At 39.3% G+C, this 17,504-nt stretch carries 14 protein-coding genes; 11 read left to right on the forward strand and 3 right to left on the reverse strand.

All coding sequences use genetic code 11. The features are described 5' to 3' along the window. The first annotated feature begins 68 nt into the window (after positions 1–68). On the forward strand, positions 69–659 hold the full coding sequence (locus tag PSF28_RS16510) for a hypothetical protein (protein ID WP_210838986.1): 591 nt from the start codon (positions 69–71) through the stop codon (positions 657–659). A gap of 164 nt (positions 660–823) precedes the next feature. Further along, a complete protein-coding gene (locus PSF28_RS16515; RefSeq protein WP_272685374.1) occupies positions 824–2,299 on the forward strand; it encodes a tetratricopeptide repeat protein in 1,476 nt (491 codons plus the stop codon). 61 nt (positions 2,300–2,360) lie between these two features. Here the strand turns inward: PSF28_RS16515 and lysC are convergent, their stop codons facing one another. Further along, positions 2,361–3,737: a lysine-sensitive aspartokinase 3 gene (gene lysC / locus PSF28_RS16520; RefSeq protein WP_210838982.1), complete on the reverse strand. Its 1,377-nt coding sequence runs from the start codon at positions 3,735–3,737 to the stop codon at positions 2,361–2,363. A gap of 370 nt (positions 3,738–4,107) precedes the next feature. Here lysC and pgi point away from each other — a divergent pair, with 370 nt between their 5' ends. From pgi to ubiA, 3 genes are all read left to right on the forward strand, one after another. Next, the gene (gene pgi, locus PSF28_RS16525; RefSeq protein WP_210782687.1) at positions 4,108–5,754 is read left to right on the forward strand and encodes a glucose-6-phosphate isomerase; all 1,647 of its coding nucleotides are present in this window, start codon (positions 4,108–4,110) and stop codon (positions 5,752–5,754) included. Between the two features lie 319 nt (positions 5,755–6,073). Next, positions 6,074–6,577 (forward strand): chorismate lyase, encoded by a 504-nt coding sequence (gene ubiC / locus PSF28_RS16530; protein WP_210838980.1) that lies wholly within the window; start codon positions 6,074–6,076, stop codon positions 6,575–6,577. A 151-nt stretch (positions 6,578–6,728) separates the two neighbouring features. Next, positions 6,729–7,583: a 4-hydroxybenzoate octaprenyltransferase gene (gene ubiA / locus PSF28_RS16535; protein ID WP_210838978.1), complete on the forward strand. Its 855-nt coding sequence runs from the start codon at positions 6,729–6,731 to the stop codon at positions 7,581–7,583. A gap of 83 nt (positions 7,584–7,666) precedes the next feature. Here ubiA and plsB read toward each other — a convergent pair whose 3' ends face one another. Beyond that, complete coding sequence (plsB, locus tag PSF28_RS16540) at positions 7,667–10,156, reverse strand: glycerol-3-phosphate 1-O-acyltransferase PlsB (protein ID WP_272666311.1); 2,490 nt, start codon at positions 10,154–10,156, stop codon at positions 7,667–7,669. Between the two features lie 126 nt (positions 10,157–10,282). On the opposite strand from plsB, the gene PSF28_RS16545 reads away from it, so the two are divergent. Then, a complete protein-coding gene (locus PSF28_RS16545) occupies positions 10,283–10,657 on the forward strand; it encodes a diacylglycerol kinase (RefSeq protein WP_210838974.1) in 375 nt (124 codons plus the stop codon). A gap of 136 nt (positions 10,658–10,793) precedes the next feature. Further along, a complete protein-coding gene (gene lexA, locus PSF28_RS16550) occupies positions 10,794–11,411 on the forward strand; it encodes a transcriptional repressor LexA (RefSeq protein WP_004915217.1) in 618 nt (205 codons plus the stop codon). Between the two features lie 153 nt (positions 11,412–11,564). Here the strand turns inward: lexA and zur are convergent, their stop codons facing one another. Continuing rightward, complete coding sequence (gene zur, locus PSF28_RS16555) at positions 11,565–12,080, reverse strand: zinc uptake transcriptional repressor Zur (protein WP_210838972.1); 516 nt, start codon at positions 12,078–12,080, stop codon at positions 11,565–11,567. A gap of 964 nt (positions 12,081–13,044) precedes the next feature. Here zur and PSF28_RS16560 point away from each other — a divergent pair. From PSF28_RS16560 to PSF28_RS16575, 4 genes are all read left to right on the forward strand, one after another. Beyond that, positions 13,045–13,638 (forward strand): fimbrial protein, encoded by a 594-nt coding sequence (locus PSF28_RS16560; protein ID WP_125894947.1) that lies wholly within the window; start codon positions 13,045–13,047, stop codon positions 13,636–13,638. 96 nt (positions 13,639–13,734) lie between these two features. Further along, positions 13,735–16,224 carry a fimbria/pilus outer membrane usher protein gene (locus tag PSF28_RS16565; protein WP_210840233.1) on the forward strand — a complete coding sequence of 830 codons (2,490 nt, stop codon included), beginning with the start codon at positions 13,735–13,737 and terminating at the stop codon, positions 16,222–16,224. 33 nt (positions 16,225–16,257) lie between these two features. Continuing rightward, positions 16,258–16,995: a fimbria/pilus periplasmic chaperone gene (locus PSF28_RS16570; RefSeq protein WP_272685375.1), complete on the forward strand. Its 738-nt coding sequence runs from the start codon at positions 16,258–16,260 to the stop codon at positions 16,993–16,995. Between the two features lie 11 nt (positions 16,996–17,006). Further along, positions 17,007–17,498 carry a fimbrial protein gene (locus PSF28_RS16575; RefSeq protein ID WP_210840235.1) on the forward strand — a complete coding sequence of 164 codons (492 nt, stop codon included), beginning with the start codon at positions 17,007–17,009 and terminating at the stop codon, positions 17,496–17,498. Positions 17,499–17,504: the final 6 nt, after the last annotated feature.

Here is a 17,504-nt window from a genome sequence, read left to right on the forward strand (position 1 = left end):
ACCAGAACAATACATTGATTTTTCATGTATTCGGCACCATCTTATAGGTAATACATTAGAGGGGTCCAATGATGAGCTATGAATTTATTATTGAAGAAGAGCTGCCGCGTTCGGCAGTTTTTCCTTATCAGATCCAAAACAGTGCGGCGCCTGAAACGTTTATGATGAGTGAAGACGCGGTGAGCGCTATGATGAGTGTTTTACAGATCATGGATAAGCTTGATACCGATGACTCACTGAATGAGCACTGTTTTAATCAGATTTGGTTGAAAAGTGAGCTAACACCGGCAAGAGCAGAAGAAATTTATCTGTTTTTAGAAGAAAATTTAGCGGTAGAACCCGTGCCTTCAGAGGAAGAAATTGCTGCTTTTTATCAAGCCCAAGTTGATGAAAATAAACTGTTATCCCAAGAAAGCCCTAAAGACGGTATGGTACCCGTACATAAATTTTCGACTAATGACGGTTGGTTGGTGACCACGAAAGAGTGTGAGTGGATTGCGGAAGTGTTTTCACCAGAACTCGTGAGTGAAAATCACTTTGTTGTTTCTCAGATTTCTGAGCTGTGTAAAATTAGCCACCGCACATTGGAAGCCCTGTTAATTGAGTGGGGTAAATTTAATTTATTTGCCAGTAAACATGGTGGTTACCGCGTTAATTAAACTCTGCGGTTTATTTTGGAGACAAAAGTTTCGGTAAGAAGCTGGCGTCTCCTCCATTTTCTTAATAATTCTTTTGTAATTCTACTTTTTCAGCCAACATCCCTTATGAATTTTTTATTGGAGTGATATGTTAATGAGATAACGCCAATAAATAGGTCATGGTGATGAAATTACGTTCTTTTCTGTTAGTTCTCTATGTTAGCGGTATTTCCCTTGCGCAAGCTGGCAATATCGTTGAAGCACCTTCTGTGAAAGATAAGCCGAATGCGCTACAGGCGCAGCCTAAAAGTACGCCTATACCTGATGAATTCAAAGCAAAATTGAAGTTAGCGACTGCCGGAGATGAAGAAGCGATGGTGGATGTTGGGCTTGCTTATATGGATGGGACTGAATTTTTAGCTGTCAATGAGCAAGAAGCTTATCGCTGGTTCAAAAAGGTGGCTGACCGAGATAATACAGATGGCGATTACTATCTTGGGATGTTGTTGCATAATCAGGAAAAATACCAGCAAGCGGAACAATGGTATCGCCGAGGCGCCGAAAAAGGCGACGCATATTGCCAATATGCGATGGGTTACTTATATGAACATGGTATTGGGGTGGAGCAAAATTTAAAACAAGCGAAAGCATGGTATGCAGAAGCCGCAGAGCAAGAGCACGCTAACGCACAGTTTGCGATGGGGCTGTTTTATCATGATGGGCTAGGTGGTGATACCGACTACCAAAAGGCGAGAGAATGGTATGAAAGAAGTGCGGGAAATAATATTGCCGCTGCTGTGAATAACTTAGCGGTGATGTATGAAAATGGCGAAGGTGTAGAGCCGGACGACGAAATAGCGATTTACTTATATCGCCAAGCCGCCAATATGGGTTCTGCGACAGCACAAGTGAATATGGGTGACTTTTATCAAGAAGGCCATAGTGCAATAGAAAAGAATAGCTACCAAGCGATGTACTGGTATAAACGTGCTGCGCAACAAAACAATATTGCAGCGCAACTGGCGATTGCGAAAGCCTATGAACAAGGCGATGGCGTTGGTAAAGACCTCGCCGAAGCCTTTATCTGGTATGAACGTGCGGCACAAAACAAATCCCAAGATGCAGGAATGAAAGTGGCTGAATTCTATGAAAAAGGGTTAGGTGGCGTTAAAAAAGACCCAGAAAAGGCCATTGAGTGGTATATGTCACTTGCTAATAGTGATGATAATGCGGCTCAAATTAAGTTAGCGAAGATGTATGTGTCTGGTGAATTGAAAAATGTGGATGTAAATAAAATTGTGAGTTGGCTGCAACTGGCACAAGAAGATAGCATCGAAGCTCAAAACCAGTTAGCTATCTTTTATTTAACGGGAACGGGTGTGGCGAAAAATTCGCAGAAAGCTCGGCAATTACTGGAAAAAGCGGCATTTAAAAAGAACAGTGATGCACAAAATAACCTTGCGGTGATGTATGCACGAGGCGAGGGAGGGGAAAAAAATATTTTCCGTTCGGTAATGTGGTTTGAACGAGCGGTAGAGCTCGATAATGAAACAGCAAAAGGGAATTTAGCGCTTTTAACACAGAATAAAGGTGTGACAGGTAAAATGTTGCAATACACCAGCAGTGTTGCACAACCCAACAAAAATACTGGAAGGGATTAATTTTATAAAAAAGAAGGCGATCGTGATGATCGCCTTTTGGTATTTTGATCAAACTTCTACACTATTCAAATAAGTTACTGTGCAAGGTACGAACGATCTCTTCAGCATCATTTCCTGGGACCAATAAACAAATATTGTGGCTACTTGCGCCATAGCTGATCATGCGAATATTGAATGACTCAAGTGCGCCAAAAATTTGCCTTCCTAGGCCGTTCACTTGCGACAGTTCATTACCAATGATTGCAACGAGCGCTAAATTCTCTTCCACTTCGACACGACATAATGCGGATAACTCTGTCATCAGCGCATTGGTGAGTAAGCTGCCGTTAGTTCCCGTTGAGCCCGTTGTATCTAAGGTGAGTGCGACACTGACCTCTGACGTCGTAATTAAATCCACGGAAATATTGTGGCGCAGTAAAATGGTGAAAATTTCCGCTAAGAAACCTCGAGCGTGCAACATTTTTAGGCTGTGTAAGGTGAGTAATGTTTGTTTGCGGCGCAGTGCTAATGCCCTAAATTGTGGTGGATTAGTGGTTTTATCACACACAATGGTACCGCCAGCTTCGGGTGCTTTACTTGAACCAACAAAAACGGGGATCCCGGCACGTACTGCAGGAAGGAGTGTCGCTGGATGCAAAATTTTTGCACCAAAAGTCGCCATTTCAGCCGCTTCATCGAAAGCAATTTCATCAATGCGTTGGGCATTCGGTACGACGCGAGGGTCTGTGGTGTAAATTCCAGGAACATCAGTCCAAATATCGACGCGTGATAAATTAAGTACTTCAGCTAACAGAGCGGCGGTGTAGTCACTTCCACCACGTCCAAGCGTTGTCGTACGGCCTTTTTCATCACGGCCAATAAACCCTTGGGTGATCACAACCGACTCGGAAAGGCGCGGCATGAGTTGTTGTTCTGACAATGCTTTTAGCTGAGTCAGTTCTGGCTCAGCACGACCAAAACTGTCATTCGTTCTCATCACTTTGCGTACATCAAACCATTGGGAATTAGCATTACGTTGGCGTAGGACTTCAACAAATAGTAAGGTTGACATTAATTCGCCATGGCTGACCATTTCATCCGTTAATGCATCGGAAGTGGCTAAAGCAGCCGAATCAGCTAAATGTGCAATATTATCGAGTAACCGATTGATTTCTTCACGAATAACATCAGCTGTTTGTAGATTATCAATAATTGCGTATTGAATATCCTTCACTTTTTTTAGCAGTTCATTGCGTTTATCCGCATCGCAGCCTTCAGCCAGTTCGATTAATAAATTGGTAATGCCAGCAGAAGCTGAAAGTACCACAACTCGCACATTTGGGTTGGAAAGAACGATATTGGCGCTGTTGTTCATCGCTTCAAAGTTAGCGACGCTGGTGCCGCCAAATTTGGCGATAACATACTGATGGTTGCCTGTTGAAGGCGCTGCGGTATTCATGGTGTCAATCCCTTTGGTTAAACCTAATCTTTATATAGATTTATCGGGTAAATGGGATTGCGTCAATCAAGAATCGAAGTAAATCAGTAATTCTAATGATAGGTAATTTATTATCGGTTTTCTCAATATACTCGTCATACTGCAAGCTACATGGGTGTTGTCTGCGTTCATTGAATTATTGAGAACATATACCCGCTGTTTTTTTAAGTGGTATGCATTGAAAGTGCGTATTTTAATAAAAGGGGTAATTAAGTCTGGAAAAGTGCGGCAGAATTGGGGAATATCAATGTAACGCAGAAAACCGATAAGTCTCGTTTTCGTGACGGGGTACAATCTATTTCTATTTAATATTATTTGGAGAGTGTTATCCATGAGAAGTATTAATCCAAGCCAAACGGCTGCATGGCGGGCGCTAGAGCAACATTTTGCGCAAATGAAAAATGTCCATATGCGCGATTTGTTTGCACAGGATAAAGACCGCTTTACTCATTTTTCGGCGACGTTCGATGGTCAAATCTTAGTGGATTTCTCCAAAAATAGAATTACACAAGAAACATTGGAACATTTATTAGCCTTAGCAAAAGAAACAGAGCTAGAAAGCGCTATTAACAGCATGTTCCAAGGTGAGAAAATTAACCGTACTGAAGACCGTGCTGTATTACATACTGCTTTGCGCAACCGCGATAACACCCCTGTTTATGTCGACGGCAAAGATGTCATGCCTGAAGTGAATGCGGTATTGGATAAAATGCAGCAATTTAGTCAGCGCATTATCAGCGGTGATTGGAAAGGGTACACCGGTAAAGCGATTACTGATGTGGTGAACATCGGTATTGGTGGTTCAGACCTTGGTCCATTTATGGTGACAGAAGCACTACGTCCATACAAAAACCACCTAAATATGCACTTTGTATCGAATGTGGATGGTACACAAATTGCGGAAACGCTGAAAAAACTGAACCCAGAAACGACACTGTTTTTAATTGCGTCAAAAACGTTTACAACGCAAGAAACGATGACTAATGCGCATTCTGCTCGCGATTGGTTCTTGGCTGCGGCAAAAGATGAAAGCCAAGTGGCTAAGCATTTTGTGGCGCTTTCAACGAATAGCGAAGAAGTTGCGAAGTTTGGTATTGATACCAACAATATGTTTGAATTCTGGGATTGGGTTGGTGGCCGCTATTCATTATGGTCAGCAATTGGTTTATCAATTATTTTATCGGTTGGCTTTGATAATTTCGTTCAATTATTGAGCGGCGCCCATGCGATGGATAAACATTTTACCCAAACTCCATTAGAAAAGAATATCCCTGTGTTGTTAGGTTTGATTGGCATTTGGTACAACAATTTTTTTGAAGCAGAAACTGAAGCGATTCTGCCATACGACCAATACATGCATCGCTTTGCTGCATACTTCCAACAAGGCAATATGGAGTCGAACGGTAAATATATTAGCCGTGATGGAAAACCTGTTACTTATCAAACAGGCCCGATTATTTGGGGTGAGCCAGGAACCAATGGCCAACATGCGTTTTATCAGTTGATCCACCAAGGAACGAAGATGATCCCATGTGATTTTATCGCACCTGCGGTAACGCATAACCCGTTAGGGGATCACCATGAAAAATTGTTATCGAATTTCTTTGCGCAAACCGAAGCACTGGCATTTGGTAAAACGCGTGAAGTGGTCGATGCCGAGTTTGCTGCACAAGGTAAAAATGTCGCGGATATGGAATATGTTGCACCTTATAAAGTGTTTGAAGGCAACCGTCCAACTAACTCTATCTTATTGAAATCCATCACACCATACTCGTTAGGTGCATTGATTGCGATGTATGAGCACAAAATTTTCACCCAAGGGGCGATTTTAAACATCTTCACTTTCGACCAATGGGGGGTTGAATTAGGTAAACAGCTCGCAAGCCGTATCCTGCCTGAATTAGAAAATAGTGATACCGTGAGTAGCCATGATAGTTCGACCAATGGTTTGATTAACAGTTATAAAGCTTGGCGATAAATTACTAACGTATTACTTAAATACTTCAATATAAGGTAGGAGCTTCCTACCTTATATTGTTTGGTTGATATATTGTTTATTCGATTGTTTTTTAAGCAATCAAATCTAGTTTATTATGATATTAATGAATTTTATTATTATCGATAACTAGCTAGTAATTAAAAAACTTTTCACTATATTTTTACATTTTGTGTTGAAAATGTGACTTTTTATATAAATTGTTAGCTAACTTTAACCTTGTCGTAAAACAACGTGATATCCTATTGAGTAAGAAATACAGTAAATCATAACCATGTTATTCATGGTGGAATTTTAAGTAATGGATGAAACGCTTTTTACTTCTCAGCCGATTCACTGGCTGGCGGAGAACGATAAAATAGTGCCTGCCAATGTATTAGATTGGCTATTAGAGCTCGGCTCCATGACAAAACGTTTTGAGCAACATAGCCAGCAAGTTACCGTGATACCTTATTTAGAGCGCTATATAACGCAAGATAAGCTGAGTGCAGATGAAGTGCAGTCTTTACCTGAAAGCCAGCGTTATTGGGTCAGAGAAGTTGTCATGTATGGCGATGGTATCCCTTGGCTACTGGGGCGAACGATAATCCCTGAAGAAACACTGACCGATGATGACCAACAGCTGGTGGATATTGGGAGAATGCCGTTAGGGCGTTATTTGTTTAGCCGTGATAGCTTAACTCGAGATTATATTCATATTGGTTCTTGTGCAAACCGTTGGGTACGTAGTTCTCGGTTAAGATTATCGGATAAACCTTTACTATTAACAGAAATATTTTTACCTGAATCACCTGCATATCGTTAACTATTCTAAGTATTTTGAATTTTCAGGTCTTTGCAATGACACTATGCCAACAAATATAAATCAGTAAGTTGCAGAGGTTGGTGGTATTAAAATATACCCAATTTGAAGTATGATGGAATTCGAAAAGGAGCACGACAAAGTGGAGGGAAGTATGACGCTCAGTAAATGGCATGCATACAGCCGTTTAATGCGTATTGATAGACCCATTGGTTCACTGTTGCTATTGTGGCCGACATATTGGGCATTATGGATTGCGGCTCAAGGTACGCCAAGTTTACATCTTTTAATTGTATTTACTGCTGGCGTATTTTTTATGCGTGCAGCTGGTTGTGTCATTAATGACTTTGCTGATCGCCATTTTGATGGCCACGTAGAGCGGACTAAACACCGCCCACTCCCGAGTGGCGACGTAACAGAAAAAGAAGCAAAAATATTGTTTGCTAGCCTCGTTGGCCTTTCTTTTCTGCTGGTTTTGACACTCAATTCAATGACTATTTGGTTGTCGATTGCAGGTTTGGCCTTAGCATGGATTTACCCTTTTGTTAAGAGAGTCAGTAACTTACCTCAAGTGGTGTTAGGTGCGGCTTTTGGTTGGTCAATTCCAATGTCTTTCTCTGCTGTTGGTGAAACCTTGCCTGTTGTTTGTTGGTTACTGTTCTTAGTTAATATTATTTGGTCGGTGATCTACGATACTCAGTATGCAATGGTAGACCGCGATGATGATTTAAAAATTGGCGTGAAATCAACCGCTATTTTATTTGGGCAATATGACAAACTGATTATTGGCTTACTGCAACTATTGATGGTTGGCTTATTATTGGTAATTGGCTCACTGGCGGGCTTGGGAACTCTTTATTATGTTTCATTGGTGTTAGTTGCGGGTCTATTTATCTATCAGCAGCAATTGATGGTTAATCGTGAACGTGCACCTTGCTTTAAAGCCTTTATGAATAATAACTTTGTTGGCTTAATTTTGTTCATTGGTATTCTTATTAGTTATTTTTAAATTACCGTTATTGAGCCAAAGTAAAAAAGGTCATGTTATTTCTAACATGACCTTTTTGGTTTTACGGACTTGAGAAAACGCAATTAGCTTTTCACTTGTTCCGGAGATTGCGTGCTTTCAGTTGGTTTTTTTTCAGAAAACTCATCGTCTTGGCTAACACTTTCAATGGTTAAACGAATCTCAGGTGACATCAAGCGAGCCAGAACTGCGTACAGTTTCTGTGCATTGGTAACAAAGATATCATTTTCATTATTATCAATGTAGCCTTCCTCTCTTAGGGTATCGACCAATGTCGAGAATACCGCTTTATCAAAGAATTCAGGAGCGTTAATACCGTGCAAAACAGAAAGGCGTTGCGCAAGGATACGACTTTGTTTTTCCAATGTATTACGGCTAATTTCAGGGCTCGCATTGAGTAATGACAATGTGATTGCATAACGTTGCAAAGTCTCCCGAACGCCTGCGGCTAAGAGCTGCAATGGGCGAATACGGCGAGGATTTAGCACCACCATATCGTCTTCTTTTAGGCAAATTAGCTTTTGGTTATTCAGTTCATCAATTAGCGTATCTACCGTCTCATGTAGCTCATCACTGTTATAACGCATAAACAGTTCTGCTTTTAAGAATGGGTAAATTTGGCCTACTTGATAGTGAATATCTTGGCGGCTAATGCGTTCATGGTGTAACACAATGCTAGTTATTAGTGATGGTAATACTAATAAATGATGGATATTGTTACGGTAATAGGTCATCAAGACGGCATTTTCGCGAGGAAGAATGATAATATCCCCCATGCTGTCTTTTTCGACTTCAAATTTATCCATTTGCAAAGCATGTTCTAACAATTGCTCGGCGGTTTTATTTGGCGTTGTAGCATCTGCGGTGTATGGCACATTGCGCAATAATTGCAGGTAACAGTCGACTTGTTCAACCAGTTGCTCACGAGTCAGTGAGCGTTGACGAGAAGCCAGTAACGCAGTCGCACACAGGTTAATTGCATTGGCTGCGGCTGCATTATTAATATTGACCATAATGTTATCGGCTAACGAACTGACTGTTGGGTTTAGCCAAGTTGGTCTTTGTGGTTCGATAGGGTCGATAGAGTCGCGCCAATCAGGTACACGCTGGTTGAGATAGTGTGGAAGCGAAATTGGCTGGCCAAAGTTAACATAGCCTTGGCCTAGGTTGCGCAATTTACGTAAACCGCGAACCATAGAGAAAAAGCCTTCTTTCTCTTTTTCTGCACCGCGCAGTTCTTTGGCGTAAGTACCCACTTCCATCACATGCTCATACCCGATGTAGATAGGAACAATGGTGATAGGGCGTGAGTCACCGCGCAACATCGCTTGTAACGTCATGGAGAGAGTACCCGTCTTAGGCTGTAATAAACGACCGGTACGTGAGCGTCCACCTTCCACAAAGTACTCGATGGAGTAACCTCGGGCAAATAGCTCACTTAAATATTCGCGGAAAACGGTTGAATACAGTTTATTGCCTTTGAACGTTCGGCGAATAAAAAAGGCCCCTAAACGACGGAAAATAGGCCCAGCAGGCCAGAAATTGAGGTTGATCCCCGCGGCAATATGGGGGGGAACTAGCCCTTGATGGTATAGCACATATGAGAGCAGTAAGTAGTCCATATGGCTACGGTGGGATGGCACATAAACGATTTCATGGCCGTCTTGTGCTAGCTGGCGGACTCGTTCAGCGTGCTGAACATTAATGCCTTGATAAAGGCGATTCCAAGTCCAACTAAGAACCCTATCCGTTAAACGTACTGCTTCATAAGAGAAATTGGCTGCAATTTCTTCCATCATCCCAACGGCATTTTGCTGAGCTTTTTTGAGTGGAATTTTTTTACTGCGCGCTTCGTCTTCAACGGCTTTTTCAATTGCTTTTGACGTCAATAACTTATTAAACAGCTCATAACGTGCAGGGAGTTTTGGCCCAACTGCCGCGAGACGTTGGCGCGAATAGTGAATACGTGCGACACGAGCAAGTTTGTTGGCAATAATGGTGTCTGTACCGTGGTCTTGTGCCATTTTCCCAATAGAGACAATCGGAGATAAACGTACGAAGCTGTCACGTCCTAACCATAAAACGGCGAAGAATTTTTGGATACCGTTTAACAGTTTCAGTGGTGGTGCTGGGGTATGGCCTTCACGGCCAGGTGAACGCCCAAACATCACGGATGCCGGTAGCATTTGAATATCTAGATTTGGGTTGTTTTTATGCAAATCTAAATAAGCATGGAATGTTTTTACTGAATCCTTACGTGGATTCGGTGAATAATAGCGAAAAACACGTGGGCCATCATCGATAAAAACGTAGGCCGGAAGCTTTGTTCCATTGATATCATTGTCGACCAGTGGGTCTGGCAGACCAATAGCTAAGCATTGGTGCCGTAGCGTGAGGAGGTCAGACTTCGAATGATAAGGTAATACGTATAGGGTTGGCCTGTTGACATCAAGCTGCAACTCAGTGACGGGATCCGAAGGAATTAGTTTACTTTTTACCAATAATTTAAGTGGTAAATTCAACGTGTTGTAATATATTTTACGCCATAGTGACATAAATGATTATAGCCTCTTGTTAACAATGCTGCACAATCATACCAGAAATACATGGTTAGATCTGTTACTGACAATTCACTTTGACCGTAAAAATCGATTATTGTTTGTATTTTTTAAGGAATAAATATGGCGAGTCAAGTTAAGGGCTTCACGCGAGTGATTAAAGCAGCGGGGTATTCCCTTAAAGGTTTGAAGGCAGCTTGGGTTAATGAAGCGGCATTTAGGCAGGAATCTGTTGCTGCGATTATTGCAATTTTTATCGCATTTTATTTAGATATCAGCTATATAGATAGAATTTTGTTAGTGAGTTCTGTTGTACTGGTGGCAATAGTCGAATTACTGAATAGCGCGATAGAAGCTGTAGTTGACCGTATCGGAAGTGAATATCATGAACTTTCAGGGAGAGCTAAAGATATTGGTTCTGCCGCAGTATTTGTGAGTATCGGTTTAGCGTTGCTCATTTGGGTACTTGTATTATGGCAGCGCTATTTCCCTAGTTAAGGTGTTTGGTTACTTAATCAGGTAAAAAGAAAGTAAATCGATAACAAATGCTTAAATTGAGCGATTTAACTGTTCCAAATCTTCATTTACCTGTATATACTCACAGCTTGACTGTATAAACAAACAGGGGAACGGAATGAAAGCACTGACGGCTCGACAACAGCAGGTTTACGATCTGGTGCGTGACCACATTTCGCAGACGGGTATGCCTCCTACACGTGCTGAGATAGCAGCAAGCCTTGGTTTTCGTTCGCCTAATGCGGCAGAAGAACATTTAAAGGCTTTAGCACGTAAAGGGGTTATTGAAATCGTTTCAGGCGCATCTCGAGGTATTCGTCTGCTTCTTGAAGAAGAAACCGAAGATCAGGGGTTACCTTTGATTGGACGTGTAGCCGCTGGCGAACCATTATTAGCACAGGAACATATTGAGAGCCACTATCAAGTTGACCCTGAGCTGTTTAAACCACATGCCGATTTTTTATTGCGTGTGAATGGGATGTCCATGAAAGATATTGGTATTATGGATGGCGATTTATTAGCTGTGCATAAAACACAAAATGTACATAACGGGCAAGTGGTTGTTGCACGCATCGAAGATGAAGTCACTGTTAAACGTTTTAAGCAACAGGGTAACCGTGTTGAGTTAATAGCAGAAAACCCAGAATTCGAACCTATTGTTGTTGACTTGCGTCAGCAAAATTTCACTATTGAAGGTTTAGCGGTTGGGGTTATTCGTAACAGTGATTGGTATTAATTTTCGTTAGCAACCAGCTGTAATGGTAGGTTACAGACGGTGAAGACGATTGCAGGCAGATTTCATGGTTTTATTCTGAAGTCTGCCTGTTTTGTTTCCTTTCTTATACTTTTTCTCTTTGCATTTCATCAAACGATCTAGCAATCCAGCTATTTATTTTTTCTTAGGGACTATAGGTTGTTCATGGTTATGATGACAATGTTCGTGATCTTGGCAGCTATTCACCTCGTCGCAATTTTTACATAAGCCATGGTTTTCCACAACGGTATGCCTTAAGCGGAATTGGTGTTCATCTGCTAAATTAATAATCGCGGCTTCTATCGTTGTGCAATCACTTTCCGTTACGCTTCCGCACTGGTCGCAAATTAACATAACAGAGATATGGCTTGGGTTATCAAAATGGTGACAGACAACATAGCTGTTGGTTGATTCGATTTTATGGATAAAACCTTGCTCCATTAAGAACTCAAGGCCACGATAAACAGTAGGTGGCTTAGCTTGAGGTTCAATTTCACGTAGTAAGTCGAGTAAATCATAAGCACTGATCGCACCATGCTGTTGTGCTATTAGGCTCAATACCGTTTCTCTCTGTGGTGTCAGCCTGACGCCTCTTGATTGGCAAATATGTTCTGCCATCGCAAGAACTTTTTTTTCACTCATCTTTTCCATTTTACTGACCCCACCCGTTGAAAAATGCAAATGTTTACTGCACACAAGTTTATCACAGTTTCTTGAACTATAGAGAATCAAGAGATGAATGCGTTGCTATCAAAAAATTTTAGCTTTGTTGAGTATTTTTTTGACTAATAAAGAAAATACAGGGAGTAATTAAATAAAATATAAAAAATGATATTTCATTTTATTTAAAAACAAACAGACAAAATGAAACATATATTAAACAAATGTATTATATATACATAACTAATTATGAACAGTTAATTGAAATGTTTGGTTTCAATTTGATGTAATTTTAATTAAGACTTATCTTACCTGTAATTTACAACCTTCGATTTATCACTTCTTAATGCTCAGTTTTCGAACCTAATGTTTGTGTTTGATAATTATAACCGATTTAAATTCTAATAAATCAATTTATATAGATTTAAACTCCAATATAAATTTATCTATAATTTGACATATTTTGAGATATTTATAAGTAAGAAATGATGGTTTTATATAAATTTTTCTAAGTAATAAATTTGAAATGTATATTTTAGCATTGCTTTGGTTTTATATATCTTAACCTTGAACTTGTAAGGTTGTTTGTTCTGGTTTAACTCTAAATTTGTGTTCATTTTGACAATAAATATCGGTTATGTAGAATTGACATCAGAAAGTTTTGGCAGGTATGTGTAAAAAATCATTTTCTATTTCTATATCAATTTTTGAGAATTAACTTTCATAGGAATAATTAATATTGAATAGAAAATAATGAATTAAAAAATTTAAACTTTTTAAAAATCATAAGTGAGAAGGATCTTATTTATATATTCACCTCTAATCTGAATGAAATTAATGATGTTGGATGACTGAAAAATTTCACTGTTAAGTAATCAAAAAAATAAAACTGATTCCTTATCAATAAAAATCAGAAAAGAGACAGCTACTTCCTACTCATTTAAAGGAAATGTTTATGAAACTGAATAAATTAGCATTAACTCTGGCTTTAGGTTTAGGTGTTGGAATTTCTGGTGTTGCAGTGGCTGAAGATCCAGTAACTCCACCAACGGTTGAAAGCTCACAAGGTGAAGTTCGTTTCACTGGTTTCATTAATGATGTTCCATGTTCAATTGATGCAAACAACTTAAAACAATTAGTTGAGTTTGGTGAAATTGCATTACATGAACTGACATCTAACCAATACCGTTCAGATAACAGAGACTTCGATATCGTATTGAAAAACTGTTCAACTGAAACGTATAAAAACGCAAAAATTACCTTCACTGGCCCAACTATTTCTGGTTTCCAAGGTTTCACTGGTGACTTACTTGGCTTAGGTGGAAAAGTTAAAAATGCAGGTATCGTAATCACTAATGGTGCTGACAAAGTTGTTGAATTTGGTAAAGCATTCCCAGGTACAGGCGATGGATACGCATTAAATGCTGGTGATGGAAAAGAAACCACATTGCACTTCTCTGCATACGTTAAAGGTAATGAAGCAGCGGATGCGAAAGCAACAACTGGTAGCTTTAACACGGTTGCTAACTTCAAAATTATTTACCAATAAGTTCAAGCTTAGTTAAGTAAAAACATGTGGCGTATTGATGACGCCATATGTTTCTACCTTTTATTTCATTTTTAGTCTGATAGGCGGCATAGTTGAATGAAAAGCATGAAACTCAATTTAATTACAAAATTAATGCTTTTAATATTAACGCCGATGATTGCATTTTCTGAAGAGGCAGTTGATTTTAATACTGACTTTTTAGAAGCAGACAGTGCTGAAAATGTTGATTTTAGTAAATTTTCTCATGCCAATTATATCCCACCTGGAAATTACTCTTTAGCTATCTCTGTAAATAAAGTCAAAATTTCCATGGAACAATCTATTATATTTTTTACGCCTAATTATGATGAAAAAATATCATTAGCTTGTATTACACCTGAATTATATGAGCAATTAGGATTAAAGCCAGAGTGGAAAAATAAAGTCACTTGGTTACTTGATGGCCAGTGTCTAGATATTCGTTCTGTACCCGAAATGCGAATTCAAGGTGATCTTGCAAAAAATATTGTCGACATCAGTATTCCTCAAGCTTATATGGAATATGAAGACCCGAATTGGGACCCGCCTTCACGTTGGGATGATGGCATTCTCGGTGCTTTTATCGACTATAACGCGACGGGTCGGGTTGTTAAAAAACAAACGGGTGACAAAGGAACGGATTCAGGTATTACCGCGACTGGGACAATGGGCACTAATATTGGAGCTTGGCGTTTCAGGGGGGATTGGCAAACGCAGAAAGGTCAATTAAATAAAGGTGGCCAATCATGGTCATGGAATCAGCTATATGCATATAGAGCTATTCGTTCTTTAAATTCAAGATTAACGTTTGGTGAGCAGTATCTATCTTCAACACTGTTCGACAGTATTCGTTATATCGGTGCGAGTTTAGAAACCAATGAATCTATGTTACCTCCGCGCTTACAAGGCTATGCACCTGAAATTGCGGGGGTTGCGAAAACCAATGCGACCGTTATTGTGAAGCAAGATGGCCGTATTATTTATCAAAAAGAAGTGAGCCCTGGGCCATTTCGTATTCAGGATGTGAACTCTTTTGGTGGTGGTACGTTAGATGTTTCTATTCAGGAACAAGATGGTAGTGTGACCAACTATAAAGTGGAAACCTCTCGTTTAGGAACATTGACTCGACCAGGTCAGCTGATTTACCAGTTTGTTGTGGGTAAACCGACTAAGAATGAACATGATACTCAAGGGCCAGCATTTAGCTTGGGATCTTTATCATGGGGTGTGACTAATAATACAACCGTTTATGGGGGTGTTCTTGGCTCATCAGAGTATCAAAATATTGCGATTGGTTTAGGTCGTGATTTAGCACCATTTGGCGTATTGTCAGGAAATTTGAGTATATCTCGTGCTGAAATGGGAAGAACTGAAAATAACCAAACCTTGACGGGTAATTCGTATAACTTAACTTACTCCAAACAATTTGATGATATTAACAGCCAAATTACGTTTGCCGGTTATCGTTTTTCTGAAAAAAACTATATGAGCATGAACCAATTTATTGACCGTCGCTATAATGAAAGCACGGTTGATAGTGGTAAAGAGCTCTATACGATTATATTTGGTACGGCATTCCCTGAATATAATACGAATATGTATTTAAACTACTCACATCAAACTTATTGGAATAGAACATCAACGGATCAATACAATTTAACAGTTTCCAATTATTTTGATTTAGGAAAAATTAAAAATTTAAGCCTTAGTTTGACAGCTTACAAAACGAAGTCAGATCAAAATGATGATGACGGTGTTTATCTTAACTTAAATATTCCATTGAATGATAACCAAGCGAGTATTAGTTACTCAGGATCTTATGCAAGAAATACGAACAGTCATAGCGTTAATTATTATGACCGTATCAATGAACGTAGTACTTATTCTATTTCAGCAGGTACATGGGATAAAGACAAGGTAACAACATCAGGGATGTACAACTATGATGGTGATACAGCGCAACTTAATCTGAGTGGGACTTATATTCAAGATAATCAATCAGCTCTTTCGATGCAACTGAAAGGGGGCCTGACCATGACTCAAGAAGGTGGTGCTTTACACCGTAATACTTCAATCAATGGCGGGTCAAGAATATTGTTAGATACGAATGGTGTTGCTGATATTCCAGTGCAAACAGGGATAACACCGATACGAACCAATCGATATGGTAAAGCTGTTATCACCAGTGTTATGGACTATAACCGTAATAATATACGAATAGATTTAAATAATGTGCCGGATAATGCAGAAGCAATTCAATCGACACAGCATGCGACATTAACGGAAGGGGCTATTGGATACCGGAAGTTTAATGTCATTCAAGGTGAAAAAATATTGGGAACAATTCATCTTGCAAATAATAGTTATCCACCATTTGGTGCATCCGTCAAAAATGAAAATAATGTTGAAGTTGGCATCGTTTCAGATAACGGATTTATTTACTTAGCGGGTATTAACCCATCAGATGTTCTTGAGGTGACTTGGGGAAATAACTCATCTTGTCATATTCAATTACCTGAAAAAATAGAAAGTGGCATGGAACATACAATGTTGCTGCCATGCAAATAATTATAAATATGTTTTAACGTCAACGGTGAAAATATGAAACTTCTAAATAAAGTTCAAATTATAACTGCGATAAGTCTTTCTTTATTAACGCAATCAGCTTATTCAGCAATTGCATTAGATAGAACTCGTGTTATTTATAATGAACAAGACAAAACAGTCGGTATGGGACTGACTAATGAACATTTAACTAGCCCGTATTTAGCTCAGGCGTGGATAGAAAATGACAAAGATGAAAAAGTAAACTCACCTTTTGTTGTGACTCCACCAGTGCATCGTATTGAAGCTAATTCTAAAAGCCAAATTAAAATACAGGCAATTCCTGCTGTAGCACAGCTACCTAAAGATAGGGAAAGTGTTTACTACCTCAATGTGAGAGAAATTCCACCACGTAGTGAAAAAGTGAATGTATTGCAAATTGCATTACAGACAAAAATTAAACTTTTTTATCGCCCTGCAGCAATTGTGATTAAAGAAAGAATGGAAGTCATTCCCCAAGAAAATGAGATGAAGATCTTTAAGCAAGGCGCAAATTATACCGTTAAAAACCCATCGCCTTACTTTTTATCTATTACAAAACTGAAAAAAGGTAATACAGAAGTTCAAAATTTTGAACCTGTAATGATCGCGCCATTTAGTGAGGCAAGTTTAGGCAAAGTTGCTAACGATTTAGGTTCATCTCCAACGTTGGTCTATCTCAATGATTTTGGTGGAACGATGGATTTGAAATTTAGTTGCAGTTCAGCTGAATGTACAGTGCTACCCAGAAAATAAGGTTTGACGCCATGATGTCTATTAAAACATTAACAAAGGTATTTGTATTATTACTTACTTTACAAATATCGAATGTATTTGGTTTTTCAGGATTCCTATACATTGATATTAAAGGAGAAGTGCTATCAAAGCCTTGTTCAATTAATAATGGACAAACAATTGAAATTAACTTTGGTGATGTATTGACGACACGTGTCCAAGATGAGGTTTATAAAGCACCCATTGATTATACGGTGACGTGTAAAGATGGCGTCCAACCTAAACTGAACATTTTTATCGAGGGTATATCAGCAAGTTTTGATCAACGCTTACTAAAAACAGACGTTGATAATCTCGCAGTGTTATTTAAAGCGGATACCAGCGATTTCCCTCTGAAAAATAAACGCGCTTTTAATTTTGCAAATCCATTAAAACTGTATGCCGTATTAGTGAAAAAAAGTGGTACAGATTTACCCGCAAAAAGTTTTACGGCAAATGCGACGTTGAAAGTGGAGTATCAATAAGGGGCT

It is taken from the genome of Providencia sp. PROV130 (genome assembly GCF_028482225.1).
In the GTDB taxonomy this organism is placed as follows: domain Bacteria; phylum Pseudomonadota; class Gammaproteobacteria; order Enterobacterales; family Enterobacteriaceae; genus Providencia; species Providencia rettgeri.